The organism is Microbacterium sp. NPDC089696 (assembly GCF_044749125.1).
Taxonomy (GTDB): Bacteria; Actinomycetota; Actinomycetes; order Actinomycetales; family Microbacteriaceae; genus Microbacterium.
This window is the reverse complement of sequence record NZ_JBIVHF010000001.1, coordinates 1-25,712: the sequence shown is the minus strand read 5'-3', so window position 1 is coordinate 25,712 and position 25,712 is coordinate 1. Positions and strand designations below refer to the sequence as shown.

Annotated in this window: 27 protein-coding genes and 1 pseudogene; 6 read left to right on the top strand and 22 right to left on the bottom strand. The window is 70.7% G+C overall.

The features are described 5' to 3' along the window. Positions 1 to 31 precede the first annotated feature (31 nt). From ACIPY8_RS00140 to ACIPY8_RS00120, 5 genes are all read right to left on the bottom strand, one after another. Positions 32 to 1,837 (bottom strand): glycoside hydrolase family 15 protein, encoded by a 1,806-nt coding sequence (locus tag ACIPY8_RS00140; RefSeq protein ID WP_400813689.1) that lies wholly within the window; start codon positions 1,835 to 1,837, stop codon positions 32 to 34. A 101-nt stretch (positions 1,838 to 1,938) separates the two neighbouring features. Further along, the gene (locus ACIPY8_RS00135) at positions 1,939 to 2,163 is read right to left on the bottom strand and encodes an RNA-binding S4 domain-containing protein (protein WP_400813687.1); all 225 of its coding nucleotides are present in this window, start codon (positions 2,161 to 2,163) and stop codon (positions 1,939 to 1,941) included. Positions 2,164 to 2,279: 116 nt separating this feature from the next. Beyond that, entirely contained in the window at positions 2,280 to 3,134 is an 855-nt protein-coding gene (locus ACIPY8_RS00130) for a hypothetical protein (protein ID WP_400813685.1), read from the bottom strand. A 57-nt stretch (positions 3,135 to 3,191) separates the two neighbouring features. Further along, complete coding sequence (locus ACIPY8_RS00125; RefSeq protein ID WP_400813684.1) at positions 3,192 to 4,505, bottom strand: sensor histidine kinase; 1,314 nt, start codon at positions 4,503 to 4,505, stop codon at positions 3,192 to 3,194. Continuing rightward, positions 4,498 to 5,175, bottom strand: coding sequence for a response regulator transcription factor (locus tag ACIPY8_RS00120; protein WP_400813683.1), 678 nt, complete (start codon positions 5,173 to 5,175; stop codon positions 4,498 to 4,500). Before ACIPY8_RS00120 ends, ACIPY8_RS00125 begins: the two co-directional genes overlap by 8 nt. Positions 5,176 to 5,316: 141 nt before the next feature. Between ACIPY8_RS00120 and ACIPY8_RS00115 the strand changes: the two genes are divergently transcribed. Further along, the gene (locus ACIPY8_RS00115; protein ID WP_400813682.1) at positions 5,317 to 6,204 is read left to right on the top strand and encodes a hypothetical protein; all 888 of its coding nucleotides are present in this window, start codon (positions 5,317 to 5,319) and stop codon (positions 6,202 to 6,204) included. Between the two features lie 17 nt (positions 6,205 to 6,221). On the opposite strand, the gene ACIPY8_RS00110 is transcribed toward ACIPY8_RS00115, so the two are convergent. After that, positions 6,222 to 7,247, bottom strand: coding sequence for an SDR family oxidoreductase (locus tag ACIPY8_RS00110; protein WP_400813681.1), 1,026 nt, complete (start codon positions 7,245 to 7,247; stop codon positions 6,222 to 6,224). Between the two features lie 85 nt (positions 7,248 to 7,332). On the opposite strand from ACIPY8_RS00110, the gene ACIPY8_RS00105 reads away from it, so the two are divergent. Then, positions 7,333 to 7,875 (top strand): TetR/AcrR family transcriptional regulator, encoded by a 543-nt coding sequence (locus tag ACIPY8_RS00105; RefSeq protein ID WP_400813680.1) that lies wholly within the window; start codon positions 7,333 to 7,335, stop codon positions 7,873 to 7,875. A 47-nt stretch (positions 7,876 to 7,922) separates the two neighbouring features. On the opposite strand, the gene ACIPY8_RS00100 is transcribed toward ACIPY8_RS00105, so the two are convergent. Both ACIPY8_RS00100 and ACIPY8_RS00095 read right to left on the bottom strand, forming a co-directional pair. Beyond that, complete coding sequence (locus ACIPY8_RS00100) at positions 7,923 to 8,126, bottom strand: CDGSH iron-sulfur domain-containing protein (protein ID WP_400813678.1); 204 nt, start codon at positions 8,124 to 8,126, stop codon at positions 7,923 to 7,925. Continuing rightward, complete coding sequence (locus tag ACIPY8_RS00095) at positions 8,123 to 9,157, bottom strand: iron-containing redox enzyme family protein (protein ID WP_400813676.1); 1,035 nt, start codon at positions 9,155 to 9,157, stop codon at positions 8,123 to 8,125. The genes ACIPY8_RS00100 and ACIPY8_RS00095 overlap by 4 nt, the downstream gene beginning before the upstream one ends. A 129-nt stretch (positions 9,158 to 9,286) precedes the next feature. On the opposite strand from ACIPY8_RS00095, the gene ACIPY8_RS00090 reads away from it, so the two are divergent. Next, positions 9,287 to 9,817: a hypothetical protein gene (locus tag ACIPY8_RS00090; RefSeq protein WP_400813674.1), complete on the top strand. Its 531-nt coding sequence runs from the start codon at positions 9,287 to 9,289 to the stop codon at positions 9,815 to 9,817. A gap of 28 nt (positions 9,818 to 9,845) precedes the next feature. Here the strand turns inward: ACIPY8_RS00090 and ACIPY8_RS00085 are convergent, their stop codons facing one another. The 8 genes from ACIPY8_RS00085 to ACIPY8_RS00050 form a co-directional block, all read right to left on the bottom strand. Beyond that, a complete protein-coding gene (locus tag ACIPY8_RS00085; protein ID WP_400813673.1) occupies positions 9,846 to 10,295 on the bottom strand; it encodes a carboxymuconolactone decarboxylase family protein in 450 nt (149 codons plus the stop codon). A 173-nt stretch (positions 10,296 to 10,468) separates the two neighbouring features. Then, the gene (locus ACIPY8_RS00080; protein ID WP_400813672.1) at positions 10,469 to 11,230 is read right to left on the bottom strand and encodes an HpcH/HpaI aldolase/citrate lyase family protein; all 762 of its coding nucleotides are present in this window, start codon (positions 11,228 to 11,230) and stop codon (positions 10,469 to 10,471) included. Between the two features lie 32 nt (positions 11,231 to 11,262). Beyond that, positions 11,263 to 12,060: a carbon-nitrogen hydrolase family protein gene (locus ACIPY8_RS00075; RefSeq protein ID WP_400813671.1), complete on the bottom strand. Its 798-nt coding sequence runs from the start codon at positions 12,058 to 12,060 to the stop codon at positions 11,263 to 11,265. Next, entirely contained in the window at positions 12,057 to 12,974 is a 918-nt protein-coding gene (locus ACIPY8_RS00070) for a LysR family transcriptional regulator (RefSeq protein WP_400813669.1), read from the bottom strand. Before ACIPY8_RS00070 ends, ACIPY8_RS00075 begins: the two co-directional genes overlap by 4 nt. Before the next feature lie 2 nt (positions 12,975 to 12,976). Next, positions 12,977 to 14,662, bottom strand: a complete 1,686-nt coding sequence (locus tag ACIPY8_RS00065; protein ID WP_400813666.1) for an ABC transporter ATP-binding protein — start codon at positions 14,660 to 14,662, stop codon at positions 12,977 to 12,979. Then, entirely contained in the window at positions 14,659 to 15,504 is an 846-nt protein-coding gene (locus ACIPY8_RS00060; protein WP_400813664.1) for an ABC transporter permease, read from the bottom strand. The genes ACIPY8_RS00065 and ACIPY8_RS00060 overlap by 4 nt, the downstream gene beginning before the upstream one ends. Next, positions 15,501 to 16,454, bottom strand: coding sequence for an ABC transporter permease (locus tag ACIPY8_RS00055; protein ID WP_400813661.1), 954 nt, complete (start codon positions 16,452 to 16,454; stop codon positions 15,501 to 15,503). Before ACIPY8_RS00055 ends, ACIPY8_RS00060 begins: the two co-directional genes overlap by 4 nt. Before the next feature lie 7 nt (positions 16,455 to 16,461). After that, a complete protein-coding gene (locus tag ACIPY8_RS00050) occupies positions 16,462 to 18,042 on the bottom strand; it encodes an ABC transporter substrate-binding protein (protein ID WP_400813658.1) in 1,581 nt (526 codons plus the stop codon). A gap of 264 nt (positions 18,043 to 18,306) precedes the next feature. Here ACIPY8_RS00050 and ACIPY8_RS00045 point away from each other — a divergent pair, with 264 nt between their 5' ends. Continuing rightward, positions 18,307 to 18,723, top strand: coding sequence for a hypothetical protein (locus tag ACIPY8_RS00045; RefSeq protein WP_400813656.1), 417 nt, complete (start codon positions 18,307 to 18,309; stop codon positions 18,721 to 18,723). Here the strand turns inward: ACIPY8_RS00045 and ACIPY8_RS00040 are convergent. From ACIPY8_RS00040 to sigJ, 6 genes are all read right to left on the bottom strand, one after another. Next, the gene (locus tag ACIPY8_RS00040; protein ID WP_400813654.1) at positions 18,712 to 19,317 is read right to left on the bottom strand and encodes an HD domain-containing protein; all 606 of its coding nucleotides are present in this window, start codon (positions 19,315 to 19,317) and stop codon (positions 18,712 to 18,714) included. The genes ACIPY8_RS00045 and ACIPY8_RS00040 overlap by 12 nt on opposite strands. A gap of 190 nt (positions 19,318 to 19,507) precedes the next feature. After that, entirely contained in the window at positions 19,508 to 20,893 is a 1,386-nt protein-coding gene (locus tag ACIPY8_RS00035; RefSeq protein WP_400813652.1) for an LLM class flavin-dependent oxidoreductase, read from the bottom strand. 76 nt (positions 20,894 to 20,969) lie between these two features. Then, positions 20,970 to 21,698: a nicotinamide riboside transporter PnuC gene (gene pnuC, locus ACIPY8_RS00030; RefSeq protein WP_400813650.1), complete on the bottom strand. Its 729-nt coding sequence runs from the start codon at positions 21,696 to 21,698 to the stop codon at positions 20,970 to 20,972. Beyond that, entirely contained in the window at positions 21,698 to 22,249 is a 552-nt protein-coding gene (locus tag ACIPY8_RS00025; RefSeq protein ID WP_400813648.1) for a GNAT family N-acetyltransferase, read from the bottom strand. Before ACIPY8_RS00025 ends, pnuC begins: the two co-directional genes overlap by 1 nt. Before the next feature lie 78 nt (positions 22,250 to 22,327). After that, the gene (locus ACIPY8_RS00020) at positions 22,328 to 23,530 is read right to left on the bottom strand and encodes a hypothetical protein (protein WP_400813646.1); all 1,203 of its coding nucleotides are present in this window, start codon (positions 23,528 to 23,530) and stop codon (positions 22,328 to 22,330) included. Between the two features lie 44 nt (positions 23,531 to 23,574). Then, positions 23,575 to 24,498: an RNA polymerase sigma factor SigJ gene (gene sigJ, locus ACIPY8_RS00015; protein ID WP_400813644.1), complete on the bottom strand. Its 924-nt coding sequence runs from the start codon at positions 24,496 to 24,498 to the stop codon at positions 23,575 to 23,577. 138 nt (positions 24,499 to 24,636) lie between these two features. Here sigJ and ACIPY8_RS00010 point away from each other — a divergent pair, with 138 nt between their 5' ends. Both ACIPY8_RS00010 and ACIPY8_RS00005 read left to right on the top strand, forming a co-directional pair. Further along, the gene (locus tag ACIPY8_RS00010; protein WP_400813643.1) at positions 24,637 to 25,392 is read left to right on the top strand and encodes an SDR family oxidoreductase; all 756 of its coding nucleotides are present in this window, start codon (positions 24,637 to 24,639) and stop codon (positions 25,390 to 25,392) included. Between the two features lie 69 nt (positions 25,393 to 25,461). Beyond that, positions 25,462 to 25,712, top strand: a pseudogene (locus ACIPY8_RS00005) (HNH endonuclease); the annotation flags it as partial.

Here is a 25,712-nt window from a genome sequence, read left to right as displayed (position 1 = left end):
TCGGTCGGTCTGGTCGGTGTCGCCGGGTGCCTCAGCGGTCGCGGAGCTTCGCGGCCGGGACGACCTCGCGCACGGTCATCGCGGCGGACAGGAACGCGAGGTGGCTGAGCGCCTGCGGGGTGTTGCCCCACGCCGACCCGTCGCGCGCGTCGATCATCTCGGCGTAGATCCCCACGTCGTTGGCGAGCGTGAGCAGCTTCTCCATGCGCTCGATCGCCTCGTCGTGGCGGCCCACGCACGCGAGAGCCTCGACCCGCCAGAAGGCGCAGGCGACGAACGTCTTCTCCTCGGCCGACACCCCGCTGTACCGGTACATCAGGGAACCCGCGCCGAGTTCGACGCTCAGGGCGTCGATCGTCGACGACATGCGCTCGCCGCGGTCGAAGCCGCTCGGCGCGTGCAGCAGCACCGACGCGTCGAGCTCGTCGCCTCCGGCGTAGAAGACGTAGGCGCCGCGCGCCTCCGACCAGCAGTGCTCGTCGATCCAGGAGCGGATGCGGTCGCGCTCCGCGCGCCAGCGCTCGGCACTCCCCGGGATCGCACCCGCCTCGGCGAGGGCGACCGCGTCTTCGAGCGCCTTCCAGCACCCCATCTTCGACGAGGTGTAGTGGCGTTCCTCCGGCAGCTCCCACATGCCGGAGTCGGGGTTGCGCCACACATCGCACGTGCGGTCGGCGATGCGCGACAGCATCCGTCCGGTCTCGACGTCGAGCACGTTGCCCGCGTCGACGTAGGTGCGGCAGATGGCGATCAGGTCGCCGTAGACGCCGAGCTGCAATTGGTCGCCGGCCGGATTGCCGGTGACGACGGGCCCGATGCCGCGCCATCCCGAGACGTCGTACGCGGTGGGCTCGGGGACGAGTCCGCCGTCGAGCGCGTACATGACGTGCAGCTCCGATCCGTGCGCGCGGATCGTGCGCAGCAGCCATGACAGCGCGGCGTGCGTCTCCTCGCGCAGGCCGAACCGCACGAGCGCGTGCGCCGTGTACGCCAGATCGCGCACCCACGCGTGCCGGTAGTCCCAGTTCTTGCCCCCGGATGCGCTCTCGGGGAGGGAGGTGGTGGCTGCGGCAGCGATCGCCCCGGACGGGCTGTAGATGAGCAGCTTGAGGGCGAGAGCGCTGCGCTGCACCTGATCACGCCAGGGTCCGTCGTAGGAGAACACGCGCGACCAGTGCTGCCAGTTCGCGATCGTCCGGTCGATGCCGTCGTCGACGTTGTGCGGGTCGGGCAGGTGCAGCGGCTCGTCGTGCGTCGCTGCGAGCGCGATCAGGTGCCGCGAGCCGGGCACGGTCGTGAAGGCCCCGTCGAGCAGCGGACCCGAGGGGCCGTCGGCGTCGGCGTCCGCGGGGCCGTGGTCGAAGCCGGTCACCGCGAGCGCGGTCTCGCCGCTCCGGATGATCTCGCCGTGCTCCGCGCGCTCGAGCCAGGGGGATGCCGTCTGCAGCGACGATCCGGGCTGCACCCGCCACCGCATCCGCACGCTGCCGTCGATCCCGTCGATACGACGCGCGAGCTCGGCCCAGGGCAGCCGCCCCGCGACGCCGGAGACGAGCGCGTCGGTGACACGGACCGACCCGGTCTCGGTCGTGAAGGTCGTCTCGAGCACGTTGGTGTCGGGCACGTAGCGACGCGTGCTGCGGAAGTCCTCGACCGGCCGGAGCTCCAGGCATCCGCCGGTCGTGTCGTCGAGCAGCCGTGCGAACACGGGGAGGTCGGTGAGACCCGGCAGCGGAAGCCAGTCGATGCGCCCGTCGTCGCCGATCAGCGCCACCGTGCGTCCGTCGCCGATCGGCGCGAACGACTCCAGGGGGCGGGGAGCGTGGACCTCGGGCATGCGTCCATGCTCGATCCGACGTCCGGAGCCTGCAAACGCCTTGCGCGTGACGCGGAGTGTGGGTTACACGCGTGCGCGTCGTGAAGGAGCCGCGGCTGCGATCAGGGGCGCACGCGGACCGTGCGGCCCTCGAACGTCACGAGGTCGCCGTCGTGCAGCTGGCGGCCGCGGCGCCGATCGACCTCGCCGTTGACCTTCACGAAGCCGTCGATCACGACCTCCTTGGCGTCGCCGCCGGAGTCGAGCAGCCCCGAGTACTTGAGGAACTGTCCGAGGCGGATCATCTCGCCGCCGATGGAGACGTCGGTCGGTTCGGGGGTGGCCATGTCCTCAGCGTAGTCGCGGTGCCGGACGCGACCGTGCCGCCGACCTCGGGTGGTCGGCGGCACGGTGTCCCCGGGGGGAGGGGAGGGATGCCGGGCGGCGGCGCGCCGGCATCCGGTCAGTCGTCGGTGTCGGTGCCGACGACGGCGAAGTCGGCGCTGAGGTCGATCTCGATCGACCGCCGATCGTCGGTCAGGACGCGGACGTCATAGGGGCTGGAGGCGTCGTCGTCGGCGTCGAGATCGGTGATGAGTCCGTCCGCCTCGTCGAGAGCCGCGGCGACGAGCGCGCGGATCGCGGCCTCGTCGAGCGTATGGGCCGGGGCGGTGTCGTCGTCGTCCTCGTCGTCGGACGACACGACGGTCGCGGTGCCGTCGGCCGCGACCCGCACCTCGGTCTCGCCTCCGGTCGATCCGGTGAGCTCGACCTCCCAGGTGCCGTCCCGCTTGGCGTCGATGGAGGTGACCTCGCCGTCCGCGGCGCCGCGTGCGGCGTTCGCGACGTCGACGATCTCGTCGGCCGACGCCGAGCCGATGCCGGTGACCGGGCCGCCCTGTCCGCCCGCACCGGGGCCGTCCTCGGGCGTTCCGTCGCCACGACGGTCGTCGCCGTCGGGGCGGTCGTCCTGGCCCTGGCCGCGGTCGCCGCGATCCTGGTCGTCGTCACGGGGTCCGTCGGAGAAGGGCGCACGGTCGTCGTCCTGGTCGTCGGCGATCGCGGCGCCGACCGCGATGCCGCCGCCCACGAGGATCACGGCCGCGGCGATGCCGCCGCCGATGAGCAGGCCGCGGGTGAGGCCGGTCTTCTTCGGAGCCGCCGTGGCAGCGGGAGCGGGGGCCGCTGCTGCGTCAGGAGCGGGCTGCGCGGCGATCGGAGTCTGCGGCGCGGTGGGGAGGTCGGATGCCGGGGCGACGGGAACCGTCGGCGCATCCGGAGTCGTGGAGTCGTCCGGGGTGGGGTTCTTGTCGTTCATGTCTCCGATGGTGCCCCTGGGGCGCTGAAGCGTTCCTGAAACGACCTGAAGGCGTCTTCAGGGAACGGGGAGGGTCACGACGAAGCGCGCCCCACCCCAGCGGGAGTCGTCGATCGTGACGGTGCCGCCGCTCGCCGTGGCGATGCCGCGGGCGATCGCGAGTCCGAGCCCGCTGCCCCCGGCATCCCGGCTGCGCGCCTCGTCCAGCCGCACGAACCGCTCGAAGATCCGCTCGCGCTCCTCAGGCGGGACTCCGCGGCCGTCGTCCTCCACCGTGACGTACACCGTCGCGCCCGACGACGTCACCCCGATCGCGATGCGTCCGACGGCGTGCCGCGCGGCGTTGTCGGCGAGGTTGCGCAGCAGTTGGCCCATCAGCCGCGGGTCGGCGTGCACCCGGGCGGCATGGATCCCCGAGCCGTCGACGTCGAGCCCACGGGCCCGCAGCCGTCGCACCTCGCTCAGCGCGATGTCGTCGAGGTCGATCGGCTCCGCGTGGCTTCCGGCGCCCTCGTCGAGCCGGGCGAGCAGCAGCAGCGACTCCACGATGCCCTGGAGGCGCAGCCCCTCGTCCGACACGACCTCGGCCAGCTCGCCGATGCTCGTGGTCGCGGGGTGCGCCTGAGCGAGCTCGGCGTGCTGGCGGATCGTCGCGAGCGGGGAGCGCAGCTCGTGCGAGGCGTCGGACACGAAGCGTCGCTGCGCCGTCGCCGAGGCGTCGAGCCGATCGAGCATCCCGTTCATCGTGGTCGCGAGCGCGGCGATCTCGTCGGCCGACGGCGGCACCTCGACCCGCCGGTGCAGGCGTTCGGCCGTGATGCCGTCGACCTCCTCGCGGATGCGCGTCACCGGCCGGAGGGCCCGCCCGACCACGAGCCAGGTCGTGACCGCGACGAGCACGAGCAGCAGGGGCACCGCGATGGTGAGCAGGAGCGCCACGACCTCGAGCGCGTCGTCGTCATCGTCGATCGGCACCGCCAGGACGAGCGTCTGATCGCCCTCGGTGTCCTCCGAGACGACGAGCATCGGAGTGCCGTCGATCGTCACGATGCGCGGATCGTCGTCGACGGGCAGGGCGGAGGACCCCAGTTCGTCCTGCGCCTCCTCGCTCGCGGCGCGCACCGCGCCGCTGCCGTCGACGATCTGCACGATCTCGTCGTCCAGCGCGCCGACCCCGCGGCCTCCCGGCCCGTCGAGTCGATGGGCGAGCTCCTCGGCGCGCTGCTCGGCCGCGCTCTCCGCGCTGGAGCGGATGCTCGCATCGAGGACGCCGTAGAACGTGAACGCTCCGGCCAGGAGTGCCACCGCCACGACCGCGGTCGCCCCGAGCGTGGTCCGCCCGCGGACCGAGCGCCAGCCGCGCTCAGCCACCGTCGGCCGCCAATCGGTAGCCCGCGCCGCGGATCGTCTCGATCGCCTCGCGGCCGAACGGCTTGTCGAGCTTGCGCCGCAGGTGCCCGACGTAGACCTCGACGATGTTGGGGTCGCCGTCGAAGTCGTCGTCCCACACGCCGTCGATCAGAGCCCTCTTCGACAGCACCTGGCCGCGGTGGCGCATCAGGTGCTCGAGCACGGCGAACTCGCGGGCGGTGAGGGGGATCAGAGCGTCTCCGCGCCACACGCGGTGGGCGGCGGGGTCGAGGCGGAGATCGCCGGCTTCGAGGATCGCGGGTCGCGCGACGGCTCCGCGACGCACGAGGGCGCGCAGTCGGGCGACGAGGATCGCGAACGAGAACGGCTTCGTGACGTAGTCGTCGGCGCCGCTCTCGAGAGCCTCCACCTGGTCCCACTCGCCGTCCTTCGCGGTGAGCATCAGCACGGGGGTCCAGTTCTCCTCCGCGCGCAGCGCCTCGCAGACCTTCCAGCCGCTCATGCCGGGCATCATGAGGTCGAGAACGATCGCGTCGTATCGGGTCTCGCGCGCACGCCACAGTCCGTCGACGCCGTCGTGCGCCACGTCGACCGCGAACCCCTCGGCCTCGAGGCCTCGGCGCACGGCATCAGCCAGACGCACCTCGTCGTCCACCACCAGGATCCGCATGCCTCCAGTGTGGCGTGCCGACGCTGAATCAGGCCTGAAGCGCGGGAACCCGTCGGGAGGTTCTCGCCGCCGCGGTCACCTTCTGTCAGGATATCGCCTGTCCGGGCGTGGACGCCGGGACGGATCGAGGAAGGATCAGCCGTGGGGGTCGACCAGAGCGAGACGTCCGTTCCCGCAGCGAACGCGTTCGCCCGCAGGTTGCGCGAGGCGGTGACCGCTCGCGGGGTCTCGTTGCGCCGTCTGCAGCAGCGGCTGCGCGATCGCGGCCTCGACATCAGCGTCGGCGCGCTGTCGCAGTGGCAATCCGGAGTGCGTCGACCCGGTGGGGGCGCGTCCGCCGACATCGTGCGCGAGCTCGAGGACCTCCTCGGCCTGGAGGAGGACGAGCTCGCGGGACTGATCACACCGAACCGACGGGTGACGGCCGACGACAACGTGCCGTTCGCCCACCTCATCGGCCTCGACGTCAACGAGGTGACCGACGAGGGCGACTTCCGTCAGCTCTCCGAACGCGCCGCGACGTTGATGACCTGGGTCGACGAGCACGGCCGCATCGCACGCAACGTGCTGCGCAACGTCTGGCAGGTCCGTGTCGACGGCATCCCCGCGGTACCCACCTTCATCACGATCGAGCCCGAGGAGACGGGGCCGCCCGAACTGCGTCCGCTGATCGGCTGCGAGCTCACCGACATCGTCACCGACACCGAGCAGCGCATCATCCGGATGGTGTTGCGCTCCCGTGCGCCGATGCTGCGTGGCGACCTGCTGCTCACGGAGTGGGAGTCGGTCGGGCACGAGTACATCGACGGTGCGATGAGCGAGCTGCAGGGGTTCGGCGCCGTCCGCCGGATGTCGCAGGCGGGAGTCCTCGTCTTCTTCCACCCCGAACTGCTGCCGCGGAGGTGCTGGGTCACGGTCCAGAGCGGCGACGAGGAGCAGGTGATGCAGCTGCGCCTCATCGACGGGTGCGCCTCCCACATCGAGTTCGACTTCGGCCCGGGGACCATCTTCATCGACTGGGAGTGGTGACGCCGCCCGCTACGCCCTCAGACCCCGATGCCGTGCGCGAACAGGCTCTCCGCCGTGTCGACGAGGCTGTCGCCGACGGGTCGGGGCCGCCAGCCCAGCAGGCGCTGCGCCTTCGCGCTCGTCGAGTCGAGGTCGTAGCCGAGTTGCGGACGCATGGCCCGCAGCTGCGGGTTGACGAGGGAGAGGGCGCGCGCGGCGAGGAGGGGGATCTCGCGCGTCGGCACCCGGGTCGCCCGAGCCCCGAGGCGTTCGCGGAGCAGGCGGGCGAGTTCGACCATGCGGAGGCTGTGACCGGACGTCGCGAGGAAGCGCTCGCCCGCGGCCGCCGGGTCGACCATCGCGCGCAGGTGCAGGTCGGCCACGTCGCGCACGTCGACCCATCCCGTGCCGAAAGGCGGGCAGACGGGCAGCGCGCCGGTGAGCATGCCGCGCACCGTGCGCAGGGAGGGCGGGTCGTCGTTGCCGAGCATCGGGCCGAGCACGGCGGTGGGGTGCACGGCCGACAGCTCCATGCCGCGACCCTCCGCGGCGATGAAGTCCCAGGCCGCGCGCTCGGCCAGCGTCTTGGAGCGCTGGTACGGCGGGATCGCGGCATCCACGTCGGTCCAGTCCTCCTCGGTGAACGGAGCCGTGTGCGAGCGCGGGTGCCCGTAGACGATCGCGCCGGAGGCGCTCGTGAGCACGACGCGGCGCACGCCGGCGTCCCGTGCGGCGCGCAGGACGCGCAGCACGCCGTCACGTGCGGCGGACACCATCTCGTCGACGTCCATGGGGCCGCTGCGCAGGGTCGGCGAGGCGACGTGCAGCACGTACTCGACGTCGGCGACGGCCTCGGCCCATCCGGCGTCCTGCTGCAGGTCGGCGCGCACGATCTCGAGACGCGCGTCATCGAAGTCGGCCGCGCCGTGCAGACCCGCCCGCACCGCCTCCGCCTTGCGCAGGTCGCGCACGGTCGCGCGCACGTCGTAGCCCGCCTCCAGGGCGGCGAGGATGCACCACCCGCCGATGAACCCGGATCCGCCGGTGACCAGTACTCGTGACATGTCCTCGTCCTTTTCGCTAGAGTAAGTGGAGAAGTCTCCGATTACAGTAGCGGAGAACTCTCCACTTACGCAAGGAGGAATCGCCGTGGTGCGATCGGACGCCCGCGAGAACCGCGAGAAGATCCTCGCCGCCGCCCGAGATCTGTTCCTCGAGAGCGGCGAGGCGCCCTCGACCAACCAGGTCGCGCAGCGCGCAGGAGTGGGCGCCGGCACGCTGTATCGCCACTTCCCGACGCGCGAGGCCCTGGTGCTCGCGGTCTACCAGGACGAGGTCGACCGGATCATCGCCGATGTGCCCGAGATCCTGGCCCGCGAGGCACCGCTCGAGGCGCTGCGTCTGTGGACCCTCGAACTCGTCGCCGGCATGCGTCGCAAGCACGGCCTCGGCGACGCCCTCGGCGCGAGCGCGCACCAGTCGATCGCCGAGCAGACGTACGGTCCCGTGATCGCGGCGATCGACACGATGCTCGACGCCGGCAAGGCCGACGGCACGATCCGCGCGGACGCCGAGGCCGGCGACTACCTGCAGTTCACCGGAGCGCTGTGGCGGGCGGCGCCCGGACCCGAGGACCGTGCCCCCCGCATGCTCGCACTCCTGCTCGACGCGCTGCGCGCCGACCCCGCCTGACGCGGGAGGGGCTCTCGCCGCCGGGTCACACGTCGGTCGCCGCCGGGTCACACGTCGGTGCGGAACCCCGCGGCCTTGTGCGTGCCGTCGCAGAACGGCTTGATCGTCGACAGGCCGCAGCGGCACAGCGCCACCGTGCGCCGGGTCACCTCGATCGGCTCACCCTCCACGGTCTGCAGCGCCGCCGCGCCGCGCACGAGCAACGGGCCGTCCGGGTACGCCGTGATGGTCACGCCATCGGACCCGCTCACCGTCCCGCTCCCGTCCGCAACGCCGACTCCCCGCGCCCCCAGGCGTCGAGCATGTGCGCGGCGGCCCAGCCGTCGACCGCGAGGCACGCGGCGGCGCCGAACATGATGTCGGGCAGGAGATCCGTGCGGTCCTCCGCGAGAGCTCCGGCGAGGTCGCGGGCGGCGATCTGCTCGTGCACGGCATCCGCCTCGACATGCTCGTCGAAGTAGTCGGTCACGTCGTCTCCGTACTCGAGTCGACGCAGTCCCTCCGCGTAGAGGCGGTTCGGGATCGACGAGGTCATCTCGAAGGCGGCGAGGTGGCCGACGATCGCGCCGACGAGCCGACGGTTCAGTCCGAACAGCGACATCGTGTTGTGCGAGGCGAGCGTGATCGCGGGCGCGTCGTCGACGTAGGCCCCGTACGTGTCGTCGAGACCGGCGCCGCGCATCGCACGGGCGAAGATCTCGGCGTGCACGCGCTCGGGACGCCCCCCGCCGTACTCGTCGGACTGGATCTCCACGAGGGCCGCCTTCGCCCGGCCGTGCAGACGGGGGATCGCCCACGAATGCGGGTCGGCCTCGCGGAGGGTGTAGATCGACCGCAGCATGAAGAACTCGGTCATCTGCTCCCGCGTGGCCTTCTTCGCGACGTACCGCGACAGGCTCGGTCCCGTGTCCGCCTCGGCGAGGGCGAAGAGGGCTCGCCCCACGGCATCCACGGTGGGTTCGGGAAGATCCGGCCCCGGGACGGACGCGCGCAGCGCGGCCTCGAACGACTCCTCCAGCACGAGCCGGGTCGCGATGAGCGCGGCATCCCACTCCCGCGCGGGGTCCATGCCGGGCAGCGATCCGTACGACGAGGCGTAGAGCAGGAAGAGCGCGAGCTGCACGTCGTCGTCGTGGATCACGTCGTCGGTCGTCGCGAGCGCTGCCGTCGCGACCTCGGCGGGCGGGGTGTCGGCCCGGCCGTGCAGCTGCGCGATCACGGCGTCGCTGATCGGGCCGCGGGCGGTGATGCTGTCGAGCGCGGTGTGCGCGAGCGCGGTCATCGAGGGCTCCCATCGTTCGGATGCTCGCAGTCTCGCCGCCGCCGGACTTCTTCAGAAGGGTCTTGACGGCGCGACCCATGAGGACCACTGATGCTCGACGCGGGGTGCGAGCTGTGATTGCATGACGGCATGATCGCACTGCGCCGCCGGAAGACGAGACGGATGCGGGTGCCGGTCGGCCTCACGGCGATGACGGCCGCGACCCTGCTGCTCGCCGGGTGCGCCCTGGCCACGCCGACCGATGCCGACGCGCCACCGTCGCCCACGCCCACTGCCGCGTGCCCCCAGGTCGAGGGCGTCGACCTGCCGCCCGAGTGCGCCCCCTACGATCCCGAACAGAGCATGGCGCAGAACGATCGGTACCGCGACCGCATGGACATGCCCGAGGGGTCCCAGGCCGCCGCCGACGAGGCCGCCGCGCTGCTGCGGACGTCCCTCGAGAGCATCCGCACCTCCACGGCGATCTCGGTCGACGCCGTCGAGGAGGCCGCGCGCGGCGCCGGCCTCTCCGACATCACCGCTCGCGGTGACGCGCGCTCCGTCGAGTTCGGAGCCGCCGCGCCCGAGGGCGGCTGCGTGTTCGGTCAGATCTCCGCCGACGCGGTCGCGGTGGAGGTCGGCGGCTACATCATGGACGGCGGCTGCCTGCCCATGCAGTGAGCACCCGGGCGCGCGCCGGGCCTGAGCCCTAGGGATGCACGGGGTAGTGGCTGGAGATCGCGATGCGGTTCCAGCTGTTGATCACGACGGCGAACCACGTCACGGCCGCGATCTGCTTCTCGGTGAGGATGCCGTCGACGTCGACCCCGCGATCGGCGAGCCGCCCGTGGTCGCCGATCATCGTCACCCGCTCGGCGATCTGCAGCGCCGCCTGCTCCTCGGGGCTGAAGTACTGCGACTCCCACCATCCGGCCACCACGGCGAGCCGGTCGGCGGTCTCGCCCGCCGCGATCGCGTCGGCGCAGTGCATCCGCAGGCAGAACGCGCAGCCGTTGATCTGCGACGCCCGCACCTTGACCAGCTCGACGAGCAGCGGCGACAGCCCGGCATCCACCCCGGCGGCCACGGCCTGGTCGTTGAACTCGAGCATGGCCTTGTACGGGCCCGCGTAGGTCTTGCCGATGTTCACGTGCGACACGTTCTCTCCCTCGTTCTGGGCGCCGGATGCGCCTCCACTGGGATGACGACGCGGCCCGCGGATGTGTGAGGTCGGTCAGAGATGGAAAACGCCTCCGAAGCGATGGCTTCAGAGGCGTTTTCCATCTCCCAGCCCCTTCGACGCGGGGGACGGAGGGACGGCGGCGGGCGGGGTCAGGAGGCGACGGAGACGGATGCGTCGGCGATGAGGCCGTCCATGAGCGTGCGGGCGTTGCCGTAGCCCTCCGAGATCGCCGCGTGCTGCATGGTCAGCAGCACGTAGTCGGCGTTCTCCGCGATCGCGAACTCCTTCTCGACCGTGGTCCAGGCGGGGAGCACCCAGGGCTTGTCGTTCGCACGGGCGGCGGCGATCACACGGCGGAAGTCGTCGAAGTCCGCCTCGGTCTGCCGGTACGCGCCGCGGCCGCTCATGGCGGCGAGGTCGCCGGGGCCGATGAAGATGCCGTCGACCGTCGGCAGGGCCGCGATCGCCTCGACGTCCTGCAGCGCGCGCGGGTCCTCCACCATCGGGAAGACCTTGATGTCGCGGTCCTGCGCGGCGATCCACTCGTCGGAGTATCCGCGGTAGCCCATGGTGCGACCACCCGCGAGGCTGCGCGAGCCGAGCGGCGGGAACTTCGCGAAGTCCGTGATGCGCTTCGCGTGCTCCAGCCCCTCGATGTGCGGAATGATGACGCCGTCCGAGCCGAAGTCGAGCGCCTGCTGGATCGCTCCGCGCTCGGGCACGAGCACCTTCGACAGCACCTCGAGGCCGAGGCCCTTGAGCAGGGGGATGAACCGTTCGAGGATCGCGAGGTCGAACGATCCGTGCTCGATGTCCAGCACCACGAAGTCGTAGCCGAGGCCCGCGACGATCTCGCCGATCGCGCTGCTGCCGTCCGAGAGCCAGGCCCCCTGCTTGAGTGTGTGAGTCATGATGTTCCTTTCGATGTTGCGGGGTGACGGCGTCAGGCGGACGCGACGACGGTGAAGCGGCGGTTGGCGAGCGAGGGGTTCACGGACCGCACCTGTGCGACCCGCTCGGGGGAGGCGTCGGCCACGGCGATGCCGCTCCGCTCGCCGATCTCGCCGAGCGTGATGCCCATCGGGTCGACGATGATGCTGCCTCCCGTGCCGACGCCGGGGCCCTGCGAGACGGCCGCGACGTACAGGGTGTTCTCGATCGCGCGGGCGCGGGCGAGCGTGTTCCAGTGGTCCTCCTTGCGGGCGCCCGGCATCCATGCGGCCGGGTAGAGCAGCAGGTCGACGCCGGCGTCGGCGTGCTCGCGGGCGACCTCGGGGAAGCGCAGGTCGTAGCAGGTCAGCATCCCGATCTTCACGTCGTCGATCGTGAAGGTCACGGGGCCGTCGATGTCGCCGGGGCGGATGTGGTCGGACTCCAGGAAGCCGAACGCGTCGTACAGGTGGAGCTTGTGATAGACCTGCGACAGCCCCTCCTCGGGCGTCACGAGCACGAGCGTGTTGTAGCCGCGCGGCTCGCCTTCGATGCGCTCGAGCATGCCCGCGACGATCGCGACGCCGGTGCGGCGCGACAGCTCGGCGAGACCCGTCACGAACGGTCCGTCGAGGGCCTCGCCCTGCTTGACGAACTCCGCGTCGAGCGTGGGCACGTCGAACATCGCGAACTCGGGGAACACGACGAGACGCGCGCCGTCGGCCGCCGCCTCCTCCGTGAGCCGGGTGATCTCCGCGAGGTTCGCGGCCTTGTCGTCGCCCGAGACCATCTGGCCGATCGCGAACTTCATGATGCTCCTTCTTTCGAGATGAGGCTCTCCGGGACGGAGAGCTCGGTGATGCAGTGCTGGACGAACGCCCGGCCCACCGCGTCGAGACGGCGGTCGAACCAGGAGATCGAGCTGGTGAGACCCACCGACGGGTTCACGAGCGTGCGGTACACGACGTTGTGCTGCGGGATGTCCGACAGCGACTTCGGGATGAAGCACACGCCCATGCCCGCCGACACCATGGCCGCCTGATCGAGGTACGAGCCCATGACCTCGAGCGAGCGCGGGGAGAACCCGGCGCGCATGCAGGCCGTGACGACGGCGTCGTAGCCGGTGGGGTTCGCGGTGCGCGGCCCCTGCAGGATGCGCTCGTTGCGCAGCATCGCGAAGTCCACCTCGTCGACGCCGGCGAGAGGATGATCGTCGGGCAGCGCCACGAGGTACTCCTCCGAGAACAGCGCGGTCGACGAGAGGTCCTTGAGGTCGGGCTGGGTGAGCAGGATCGCCACGTCGATCGACCCCTGTTCGAGCTCGTCGAGCAGCAGGGAGGTGGCGATGCTGCGCACCTGCACCGCGGCCGTCGGATGCGCGCGGATGAACTGGCGCACCGCCCGCGCGGGCGAGCTGAACATCATCGCGGGGACGATCCCGACGCGCACCCGCCCGAACTCGTGACTGCGCTGGTCGTCGAGCAGCTGGGTGATGTGCTGCATGGCCTCCAGCACCCGGCGGCAGCGGTAGTAGAACTCGCGTCCGGCCTCGGTGGGCGTGATCGGGCGCGTGGTGCGATCGATCAGTGCGACGCCCACGTCCTTCTCCAGTCGCGAGATCTGCTGCGACAGCGCGGGCGCCGTGATGAAGAGGCTGTCGGCGGCCTGCTTGAAGCCCCCGGCATCCACGAGCGTGACGAACAGCTCGAGCCGTCGTGTCTCCACGGTCACCTCCTCCTCAGGGCGAGGCGCTCGGCACGCCGCACCCGCTGGATCTCGGGGTCGGGCACGGGAGCCGCCGCGATGAGCCGCTTCGTGTACTCGTCCGTCGGGTGGTGCAGCACGTCCTCGGTCGGCCCCTCCTCGACCACGTCGCCGTGCCGCAGCACGACCACGCGGTTCGACAGCGTCTCGACCACCGAGAGGTCGTGGCTGATGAACAGGCACGAGAACCCGAGCTCCCGCTGCAGCGCGAGGAACAGGTCGAGCACCTGCGCCTGCACCGAGACGTCGAGCGCCGAGGTGGGCTCGTCGGCGATCATCAGCACCGGATCGGTCGCGATCGCGCGGGCGATGCCGATGCGCTGGCGCTGACCCCCGGAGAGCTCGTGCGGGTAGCGGTCGGACCAGTCGGGGTTGAGCTGTACGCGCTCGAGCAGCTCCTTGGCGCGGGCGCGACGCGCTCGCGGATCGCGCACGAGTCCCTGCCAGAGCAGCGGGTCGGAGATGGCCTGCCCGATCGTGCGGCGGGGATTCAGCGAGGATGCGGGGTCCTGGAAGACCATCGTGACGTGGCGACGCAGTTGCCGAAGCGCCTTGCCCGGGCGTCCGGTGATGCGCTCGCCGCGCACCTCGAGCACGCCCTCGGTGACGGGCAGAAGCCCGATCGCGGCCTTGCCGATCGTGGACTTCCCCGATCCCGACTCGCCCACGAGACCGACGATCTCGCCGCGCTGCACCTCGAGGTCGATCCCGTTGATGGCCTGGAAACCGGGGCGCCGCCAGCGTCCGGGGTAGCGGATCACGGCATCCTGCAGGCGCAGCACCGTCTCGGGCAGCGGCGTCGCGGCCGTCACGCCGTCGATGCGGAGCTTGTTGTTCGCCGCCGACAGGAAGTCGTCCGCCTTGCCGAGGTGCGGCACGGCCGCGAGCAGAGCCTGCGTGTACGGCTCCTGCGGGTCCTTGAACAGCCGGGCGGAGGGCGCCTCCTCCACGACGCGACCGTCCTTCATGACGACGACCTCGTCGGCGACGTCCGCCACCACTCCCATGTCGTGCGTGATGATCAGCACCGCCATGCCCATGCGCTCCTGGATCTCGGCGATCAGGTCGAGGATCTCGGCCTGCACCGTGACGTCGAGCGCGGTGGTCGGCTCGTCGGCGATCAGCAGGTCGGGCTCCGACGAGATCGCCATCGCGATCATGGCCCGCTGACGCTGACCGCCCGAGAGCTGGTGCGGGTAGTGGTCGACCTTCTCCTCGGGGGCCGGCATGTGCACGTCGCGCAGCAGCTGCACCGCGCGCTCCCGTGCCACCTTGTGGTCGAGGTCGTGGTGGCTCGTGAGGGCCTCGATCAGCTGATGGCCGATCGTGTAGACCGGGTTCAGCGCGGTCATCGGCTCCTGGAAGATCGTCGCGATGCGGGATCCGCGCAGGGGACGCAGGCCCTTGTCGCGCATCGGCACGAGATCCACGCCGTCGAACAGGATGCGTCCGGTGCGACGCGCGTTCGGCGGGAGGAGGTCGAGGATCGACATCGCGGTGACCGACTTGCCCGACCCGGACTCGCCGACCAGTGCGAGGGTCTTGCGGCGGTCGACGCTGAACGACACGTCGTAGGTGACCTGACGCCAGCCGTCGGGGGTGGCGAACTCGACGGACAGGCCGTCGACCTGCAGCAGCGGTTCGTTCATGAGCGCTTCTTCGCTTTCGGGTCGAGGAGGTCGCGGAGGGCGTCGCCGAGGATGCCGAACGCGAGGATCGTCAGCACGATGACCGCACCGGGAACGAGCAGCACGTGCGGGTCCGTCGTCAGGTACCGCTGACCCTGGGCGACCATCGAGCCCCACGACGGAGTCGGCGGGACGACCCCGAGGCCCAGGTAGCTGAGCCCGGACTCCATGAGGATCGCGGCCGCCATCGTGAGGGAGAACTGCACGATGATCGGCGCCGAGACGTTGGCGAGCACCGTGCGGAACAGGATCACGACGGTCGGGGCGCCGAAGGTGCGCGCGGCGTCCACGTACTCCTCGCGCTTGGTCGACAGCACCTGCCCGTAGGTGATGCGGGCGAAGATCGGCGCGAACAGCACGCCCATCGCGATGATGAGGGTGATCGGCCCCGGTCCGTACAGCGTCACCGCGAGGAGCGCGAGGACGATGGGCGGGAAGGCGAGGATCACGTCGACGATCAGTCGCATCGTCACGACCTCGGTGAGGCCGTTGAAGTAGGCGCCGAGGAGGCCGAGCAGCGTGCCGAGGACGGTCGCGAGCAGGGTGGCGCCGAGGGCGATGAACAGCTCGACCTGCGCGCCGAACATGATGCGCGAGAGGATGTCGCGGCCGAGCTCGTCGGTGCCGAGCAGGTGCCCGGGGCTGAACATCGGCTGCAGGCGGATCGCCACGTTCTGCGAGATCGGGTCGTAGGGCGCGAGCAGCGGCGCGAACGCCATGAGCACGAGGATCACGACGAGGTACACCACCATGACGACGCGCAGCGGGGTGATCGCCTGACGGAGGCGGGGGCTGAGTTTCATGCTCGCCTCACTCGGGGGTCGAGGATTCCGTAGGTGATGTCGACGACGATGTTGATGGCGATGAACAGCATCGCGATCACGATCACGACGCCCTGCACGACCGGGTAGTCGCGGGTCGTGACACCGTCGACGAGGAGGCTCGACAGGCCGGGGTAGTTGAACACCCGCTCCACGAGCACCGTCGACCCGAGCAGGGTGCCGAAGCCGATGCCGACGACCGTGACGACCGGGGTGAGGGAGTTGCGCAGCACGTGGCGGCGGAACACCGTCATCGGGGCGAGGCCGATCGACTTGGCGGTGCGCACCCAGTCCTGCGTCTGCACCTCGAGCACGGCCGATCTCGTCATGCGCGCGATCTGGGCGGCGAACCCCACCGCGAGCGACACCGCGGGGAGCGTGAGGCTCTTGATCGCACCGAGGAAGTCCTTCGACGGATCCACGTAGCCGCCGGCCGGGAAGAGGCCGAGCGTGATCGAGAAGACGAGGATCAGCACGGCGCCGAACACGAACACGGGGAGGGCCACGCCGATCGAGCTGAGCGCCGTGACGAGCGTGTCGACCCAGCCGCCGCGCCGAGCGGCGAGGGCGCCCATCGCGACGCCGATGACGATCGAGAGGATCGTCGCGTAGGCCACGAGCAGGAGCGTGCGGGGGAGGCGGGCGCCGATGGCCTCGAGCACGGGCTGCGAGGTGCGGAACGACTCGCCGAGGTCGCCGGTGAAGACGCCGCCGAGGAACGAGAAGTACTGCGCGAGCAGTGGCTGGTTGAGGCCGAGCTGCTCACGGAGCGCCGCCACGGCCTCCGGGCTGGGCGCCCCGCCGTCACCGGTGCTGAGCAGCAGCACGGCGGGGTCGCCCGGTACGAGTTGCAGTGCGGAGAAGATGAGGGTGAGGACCAGCAGGACCAGTCCCACCCCCATCGCCAGCCGCTTCGCGATGAAGAGGATCACGGCAGGGTCACTCCACGGAGGCGTGTGCGAGGTTCAGCGAGCTGTAGAACACGAGGAAACCGGGGAGGGTCTCGAAGCCCTTGACCTTGTCGCTGTAGGCGTAGGCCTGCTCACGGGTGTTGATCGAGGCGAAGGGCACGTCCTCGGCCCATATGTCGGCGATCTGCTCGTAGATCTCCTTCTTCGCCGCGTCGTCGTCGGCGGCGCGCAGGCCGTCTTCGATCAGGCCGCGCAGGGTGTCGTTCGAGTAGCCCCAGCCGACGTTGAAGTTGCGGCTGTCGACGACCCAGTTCAGCAGGTACGACGGATCGGTGATGACGCCGGCGTCACCCGAGACGGCGATATCGTACTCGCCGGCGTTGCCCTTGCTGACACGCGTCGACCAGTCGGGGGCGTCGAGCGTGACGTCGATGCCGACCGCGCGCAGGTCCTCCTGCACCGACAGGGCGTTGTCCTGCAGGAAGGTGTACTGCGAGGTCGACAGCAGCGTCGCCGAGAACCCGTCGGGGTAGCCGGCCTCGGCCAGCAGGTCCTTGGCCTTCTCGGGATCGTAGCTCCAGAGCTCGGCGGCCTTCGGGTCGTACGCGGGGTCGTCCTCGGGGATCACGATGCCGTCGAGCGGGGCGCCGTTGCTCTGGAACGCCGCGGTCACGGCGTTCTCGCGGTTCAGCGCGTAGGCCACGGCCTGGCGCACCTTCGGGTCGGCGAACGGCCCCTCGGTCACGTTGAACTGCACGTACTGGAACGGTCCCTGCTGCGCGTCGACCGTGAGCCCGGCATCCGACACCCGCTGGAAGTTCTCCCACGGCACGTACTCGATCATGTCGACGTCGCCGCTGAGCAGGGCGTTGGTGCGGGCTTCGCCGTCGGGGTAGAACTTCACCTCGATGCTGTCGAGCGCCACGTCGGCGGCGTCGTAGTAGGCGTCGTTCTTCTCGACCGTGAGGCCGATGCCCTGGTCGAGGTTCGTCATCTCGAACGGGCCGGCGCCGACCCAGTTGGGGGTGTCGGGGTTCAACGAGGCGTCGGGCACGATCGCCGCGAAGGGGAGGGCGAGGTACTGCAGGAACGCCGTGTTCGGCTGGGCGAGCGTGATGGTCACGGTGTCGCCGTCGGCCGTGATGTCGGTGATGTCCTTGAGTCCGGCGGCGAGCTGCGAGCCGTTGGCGGGGTCGCGGTAGTAGTCGAGGGAGTTCTTCACGTTCTCGGAGGTGAGCGGCGAGTCGTCGCTGAACGTCATGTCCGGGTACAGGGTGAAGACGTACTTCGTGGGGTCGCTCGTGTCCACCGACTCGGCGACGCCCGGGACGACCGCGCCCGTCTCGTCGTAGGTCATGAGGCCGCGGTGCACGAGGCTCAGCAGCTGGTTGACCGCACCGCCCTGCTGCATGCCGGTGATCGGGGTGGCGGGGTCGGCCGAGAGGCCGAACGTCAAGGTCTGCGGGCCGCCATCGCCACCGGCGTCGCCGGAGTCTCCGGATCCGCCGCAGCCGGCGAGGACGAGGACGGATGCGGCGCCGAAGGCGACGGCGCCGATCCAGCGGGCGGACGTGCTCCCGGGGCGACGGAGGTGCGGAGAAGCGGGCATGACGAAGTCCTTCCATGGCGCGCACGGGCGCCATCGCTCGAGGTGTCACGAAACACGGAGCGTCGTCATCGACGGCTCCGTTGCTCGTCGGGGGGTGAAGGCCGGGTGGTGGGTTGAACCTTCGTGAACGATTATGTCGACCGCGCACATAAGTGGGAAGTTCGACTTCGCATACTGAGATAACGAAATACTTAACCTGTCAGCGCGAACAGGGATTTCTCACCTTTCGCCTCACACAGGGCGACGCTCTGCCGTCATCGGGGTATGAGACGAGTGCACCTGATCGCCCTGACCGCGTCCGCCCTGCTCGGACTGTTCGTTGGCGGGTGGGCCTACGGCGCCCCGCTGTCCTTCTACGACTCGTTCCCCGGAGTGCTCGGCTCCTGGGTGTCGGTCGACGGCCCCTTCAACGAGCACCTGATCCGCGACGTCGGGGCGATGTACCTCGCGCTCGCCGCGGCCAGCGTCGGCGGCCTGATCTGGCGGCACGTCGTCGCCTTCCGAGTGCTCGGCCTCGCGTGGACGGTGTTCGGCGCCCTGCACTTCGCGTACCACGCGCTGCACCTGGAGCACATGTCGCTGGAGTCGGCGATCGGAGAGATGGTCGCCCTCGGTGTGAGCCTGCTGCTCGGCATCCTGCTCCTGATCCCCGACCGCGTGGACCGGGCGTCAGGCGAGTGACTCCAGCGGGTTGTCGCGCAGCTTGCGCACGACCCCGCCGTCGACGAGACGGCACGCGGCGGTCGACGGCTTGCGCTCGGCCTGGTCGACGACCGCGGTGCCGAACTCGTGCGCGAGCTCGAGGCGCGGGTGCGCGGCGAGCACCTCGCGCCGGAAGTCCTCGGGCAGGGCGTCGGGTCGTGCCCCCGAGATGTCGAGGCCGGTCGCGATCTCGAGCAGGTGGCCCTCGACGTCCTCCGCGGGGTCGACGCTCGGCCAGTTGTGCTCGACGATCACATCCAGCACGCGACGCCGGCGCGCGGCATCCCATCCGGCACCCGCGGTCAGCGCGACGCCGACGTGCCCGCCCGCATGCTCGTATGCGAGGGTGTGGTTGTCGAACTCGGGGGTGAGGCCGATGTCGTGCAGGATCGCCGCGACGTAGAGCAGCTCGTGGTCGACGTCGTCGAAGCCCCCGACCCGCGCGAACGCCTCCGCCCACAGCCACGACCGCGTGACGTGGTTCCGGAGCGTGGGCGAGTGGTACTCCTGCGCGAGGGCGAGCGCTCCGCGGGCGGCGGAGGTGTCGGGCACGGAGAAGTCGGCGATGCGCATGGCCTCAGTCTCGCGCTCGGAGCGCCCCTCCCACGAGCATCCCGACCGCCAGCATCCCGCCGATTCCGGCCATCCCGCGCGCACAGATTCGGAGCCCGAGTCCGACACGCCGGGTGTGGCGGGGCGAGCCGGCGCGTCGCGGCATCCGCTCCGAATCTGTGCCCGGGAGCAGGATGCCGACGGCGCGGCCTCAGACCGCGGGAACCTGCGCCCCGACCCGATACCGCGCCGCGCGGTGCGAGTCCTGCACCCGGTCGCCCCTGCCGTGGAGCTTGTGGCGCAGCGTGCCCGGCGTGTACTCCTCGGGGTAGACGCCGCGCTCGCGCAGCACCGGGATCACGTGCTCGATGACGTCCTGCCAGGTGCCGGGCGTGACCGCGTAGGCGAGGTTGAAGCCGTCGATGTCGGTCTCGTCGATCCAGGACTGCAGCTCGTCGGCGATCTCCTCGCCCGAGCCGACGATCGTGGGGCCCAGGCCGCCGATCGCGTTGTGGCGGCCGAAGTCGCCGACGGTCCACTCGCGTCCGAGGTCGGCCTCCTCCTTGAGATGCTGGAGCACCGACTGGATGGCGTTCGACTCGACGTTCCCGACCGGCTCGTCCTCGGCGTACTGCGACAGGTCGACGCCCATCCACCCCGACATGAACGTCAGAGCGCCCTCGGGGCTCGCGTAGGACAGGTACTCTTCGTGCTTGGCCGCGGCCTCCTCCGAGGTCGCCGCCGTGATGATGGTGAGCAGCGTGTAGATCCGGGCGTCGTAGCGGTCGCGGCCGGCGGCCTCGAGCGCGTCGCGGATGCGCTTCACGGTTCCGGCGAGCACCTCCTTCGACGGGGCGGCGACGAAGATCGCCTCCGCGTTCTCGGCCGCGAAGGCCACTCCCCGGGGGCTCGCGCCCGCCTGGTAGATCACGGGCGTGCGCTGCGGCGAGGGCTCGGAGATGTGGATGCCGGGGACGCTGAAGTGCTTCCCCTCGTGGCCGATCGGGTGCACCTTCGCCGGGTCGGTGAAGATGCCGCGCTCGCGGTCCTCGACGACGGCGTCGTCCTCCCACGACCCCTCCCACAGCTTGTAGAGCACCTCGAGGTACTCGTCGGCGTGGTCGTAGCGGTCGTCGTGCGCGAGCTGATCGGTCTGGCCCATGTTGCGCGCGGCGCTGGGCAGGTACCCGGTCACCACGTTCCAGCCGACGCGACCCTGTGTCAGGTGGTCGAGCGTGCTCAGGCGCCGGGCGAACGGGTAGGGATGCTCGAACGCGGTACCGGCCGTGACGCCGAAGCCGAGATGCTCGGTGACGGCGGCCATCGCGCTGACGAGCAGGATCGGGTCGTTCACGGGCACCTGGGCGCCGTTGCGGATCGCCGCCTCGTTCGTGCCGCCGTACACGTCGTACGTGCCGAGCACGTCGGCGATGAAGATGCCGTCGAAGGTCGCGCTCTCGAGGAGCTTCGCGAGATCGGTCCAGTACGAGATCGTGTTGTACTGGCGCGAGCGGTCGTCGGGGTGCCGCCACAGACCGGACGACTGGTGGGCGACGCAGTTCATGTCGAAGGCGTTGAAGCGGATCTGACGGGTCATGCCGTCCAGGGAACCCCGTCGACCTGTGTCTCGGCCAGTGTCCGCGACACACGACGACACATACCCGGATTCCGCTTCAGTCGCGCGGATCGACCGTCTCGGTCGGCTGCGTGATCGGTCGGGGGTCGAGCATGAGGGTGTCGACCTGCGGTTTGGCGTTCGCCTGGGCGCGGCACCACACGACGAACCCGATCGCCGTGAACACCCCGTAGAACACGTACATGAACCCGGTGGCGTAGAACCCGGCGGCGAAGAGCAGCGGGACGCCGACCACGTCGACCGCGATCCAGATGAGCCAGAACTCCGTCCAGCCCTTGGCCATGCCGTAGGTCGCGAGCAGCGAGCCGACGAAGGTCCAGGCGTCGGCCCAGACGGGCTCGTACGAGCCGAGCGCGCGGAACACCGGTGTGAGGGCCACCGTGCCGATCACGAGCACGAGCACGAGGCCGATGCGCGCGCTCGTCGGCGCCCACCGCGGGGTGACGCGTCCGTCGTCGCTCGACGCCTGCTTCCACCGCACCCATCCGTAGATCGCGACCGCGATGAACATGATCTGCCGACCGGCCTGGCCGAGCAGGTGCGGCAGCTGCTGATCGGGGCTGAGGATCGTGCCGAGGAACACCGTGAGCAGCAGGGCGTTGCCGATGATGCCCACGGGCCAGGCCCACACCTTGCGGCGCATGCCGCCGAGCGCGCTCGCGAGTCCGAACACGTTGCCGACGACCTCGCGCACGAGCAGGGCCTGCCCGCCGGGGAGGATCCACTGGGAGTTGAAGGCGTCGACCAGCCAGAGGAGCGGGTTCATCAGGGGCGGTCCTGGATGCCGTCGGCGGGCGGCTCCGGCGGGAACGGGCGGTCGTCGAGCACGAGCTGCAGGAACGTGAGGTCGAGCCACCGTCCGAACTTGGCGCCGACCTGCGGCATCCGTCCCACCTGCAGGAAGTCGAGGCGCTTGTGCAGCACGATCGACGGGAGGTTGCCGCTCTCCACCGCGCCGACGATGACGTGCACGCCGAGGCTCCGGGCGCGCTGGATGAGTTCGACCATGAGGATCCGGCCGATGCCCCGACCGCGCTGGTCTCCGCGCACGTAGACCGAGTGCTCGACGGTGTGGCGGTAGCCGCTGTGCGGACGCCAGTCGCCGAACGACGCGTACCCGACGACGCCGGTGTCGTCCGCGGCGACGATCACCGGGAAGCCGCGCTCGCGACGGGCCGACAGCCACGCGGAGCGGTCGGCCACGTCGACGGCCTCCTCGTTCCAGATCGCCGTAGTGTGCACGACGGCGTCGTTGTGGATGGCCGTGATCTGCTCGAGGTCGGTCTCCTCGGCATCCCGGATCTGGGGCTCGCTCATCGGGTCTCCTGCGTTCGCGCTCGGGTGCGCAGGGATGACGCTAGCAGGATGCTGTGGCGCCGGCGCTCTCGGCCGGGGTCAGCGGTGCGCGTCGAGCACGTCCCGCACGACGATCGCCCGCCGCATGTCGGCCATGATCGGGTCGAAGAACCTCTCCCGGTATCGCGCCTCGCTCACCGCGGAGAACACGAAGGGGAGCGTCGCGATGAGCGAGAGCAGGGTCGCGGCCTTCAGGAGGTTCACGGTGATCGGGAGCGTCGTCTCGCCGATCCGCCACGGTTCGACCGCGAGCGGCTGGGTCGCGCTGCCGGAGCCGACCCAGAGCTCGACGATCCCGATCGGCACCGCGATGCTGCCGATCACCACGAGCAGTGCGCACAGCAGCGCGGCGAAGAACAGGGCCTGCACGAGCTGGGCGAACGTCATCGCCAGCAGGATGTTCAGACGCTGCGGGGCGCGCAGGCGACGACGGGGCGCGGCGGCCGCGTCGAGGTGCTCGGCCGGGGTGTCGATCACGAGCGCGGCGCGCTGCTCGGGCGACGGCGCCTGCGATCCGTCGTCGATCTCCGAGGCGCTGACCCGCAGCACGACGAGGACGGCGAGCACCGCGACCACGAGTCCGACGAGCGCGATCGACCCCCACGACAGCGCGGAGGCCATCTGCCACACCTCCGACGAGAAGAACGCGAACACCACGAGCATGAGGATCACCGGCAGGGCGATCGACGCCATGTGACCGATCGCCGCCGCGTTCTGCACCGCCAGGCGTGACGCCCAGGAGATGAGGGCGCCGCCGCCCATGCCGGTCACGAGGACGCAGAGTGCGACGATGCCGAGCGTCTCGAGGATCGGGCCGACCGTGGCACCGGGGCTGAACTCGTAGCCGTCGACGATCATCCACACGGCGCTCAGCACGATGAGCGCCGTCGCGACGATGGTGCCGGCGAGCACGGGGAGCCGCCGCAGCAGCAACCGCACGAGCAGATAGAGCGTCCACGCCGCGGCGATGCCGACGAGGGTCATGGCGAGCACGACCGCGGCGACGATCAGGTCGTCGTCGGCGTCGTCACTGGTCGTGACCTCGAGCACGGCGTCGAGCACGACGACGAACACCTCGAGGAAGAACCCCACGAACGCGACCCACACGACGAGCGGCGCGACGCGGCGGGGGAGGTCGGTGAACCAGCGGCGCAGCGGCACGAACGTCGGCAGGCCCTGCTCGCGGAACCAGCGGTCGGCATCGCGCTTCGCGCTCCGGAGCTGCCGGGATGCGGTGGACATGGTGCGAGGATACGACACGCCTCGTCGGGCGATGCTGTCCGGGGTCAGTCGGATGCCGGGGTCGTGCCCCACTGCGTGAGCTTGGCCGGGTTCAGCACGATCCACAGTCGGGCGATGCGGCCGTCCTCGACGCGGAAGTCCATGACCGACTGCACCTCGACGCCGTCGCGGAACACGAGACCGACGCCGTCGCCGCGCGGCTGCTCCTCCATCGTGAGCTCCGGATGCTTCGCCGCGATGCCGAGCAGGAACCGTGCGACGTTGTCGGCGCCGGACACGACGTTGCGCGCCGCGCGGACGACCCCGCCGCCGTCGCTGCGCAGCTCGACGTCGGGGGCGAGGATGCTCACGAGACCGGCGACCTCCCCCGTACGGGTCGCCTCCTGGAACGCGCGGACGACGCGGTCGTGCTCGGCCCGCGGCACGACGGTCGCGCGGTTCTCGCGCACGTGACGGCGCGCCGAGGACGCCAGCTGACGCACGGCCGCGGGGGAGCGGCCGACAGCGGCGGCGATCTCGTCGAAGGGCACGTCGAACACATCGTGCAGCACGAACGCCACGCGCTCGGCCGGCGTCATCGCCTCGAGCACCACGAGCAGCGCCGTGGAGACGTCGTCGTCGAGCGTCACACGGTCGAGCGGATCGGCATCCGTGTCCGGCAGGAGGCGCCGCGGAACCGTGCCGTGGAAGACGCCGGCGGGCACGGGCTCGGGCAGCCACTCGCCCACGTAATGCTCCCGACGGCGTCGAGCCGACCCGAGCAGATCGAGCGCGACGCGGCCGGCCACGGTCGTGAGCCAGCCCGCCGGATTCGCGATCGCCTCGCGCTCCGCGTCGTCGAGGCGGTACCAGCGCGCGTAGGTCTCCTGCACGATGTCCTCGGCGTCCGCCATCGTCCCGGTCATGCGGTAGCCGAGTGCGAGCAGCCGTCGCCGTTCACGGAACACTTCGTGCAGGTCGTCGTCCACGGTCTCCCTCTCGCCGGTCTCCTGCAGGATATGACGATGTCCGGGGGTGAGGTGTGAGGGGATTCCCTCACACCTCGGCGCGCTGCGCCGTCATCCTGGTGAGGGGTCGGGTGCGGCCCGCGGAGGAAAGGGAGTCGGATGAGGATCGCTGTCGCAGGAGGCACGGGAGTCGTCGGCCGTCATGTCGTGGGCGCGGCCGAGCGGACGGGGCATGACGTGGTCGTGCTCGCGCGGTCGCGGGGAGTCGACGTGCTCACGGGCGAGGGGCTCGCCGCCGCACTGTCGGGTGTGGATGCCGTGATCGACGCCGCGAACAGCGGGACCACCCTGTCGGCGAGGAAGGCGACGAGGTTCTTCGAGACCGCGACGCGGAATCTGCTCGCCGCGGAGACGACGGCGGGCGTGGGACACCATGTCTCCCTCTCCATCGTGGGCATCGACGACATCGACGCGTCCTATTACGCGGGCAAGCACGCGCAGGAGCGGGCGGTCGCCGCCGGGTCCGTGCCGTACTCGATCGCCCGCGCCGGTCAGTTCCATGAGTTCGCGGGGCAGCTGCTCTCGGGCATGGGCGGTCCGGTCGCGGTTCTGCCGAAGGTCCTCATGCGGCCTGTCGCCGCGCGCGAGGTCGGAGAGCATCTCGTCCGGGTGGTCGAGGGCGGACCGGTCGGGCGGGCGAGGGACCTCGTGGGTCCGCGCGACGAGGTGCTCGTCGACGTGGCGCGGCGGCAGCTGGCGTTCGACGGGATACGGCGGCCGGTGCTCGAGGTGCGGCTTCCCGGGACGTACGGGCGGGGACTGGCGTCGGGCGCGCTGCGCGGTGGGGCGGATGCCGTGCACGGGCGGATCACGTTCGATGAGTGGCTGCGGAGCGAGGATCACGGGCGTGTGTGACGTCTGTCGGTGGTGCGCTCTGTACTGGCATTCCGTTTGAGTTTCGAATGTTTGTTCTAGACTGGGGGTATGAGTTCTTCGCATCTGCTCCCGCTCTTGGAGGCCGTTCACGGTCTCGAGGTGGCGTGGGGTGATGCGGGGAACGGGGCGGAGTTGTCGCGGTCTCAGTTGGTCGCGGCGCATGACGCGGTGGGGGTGTTGCGGCGCCGGTTGGATGGTGTGCATGCGGAGATCGCGGCGGGTATCGCGCGGGAGTCGCGGCCGGAGTTGGGTGCGGGCGGGTTGGCGAAGGAGCAGGGTTTCCGGTCGCCGGCGGCGAT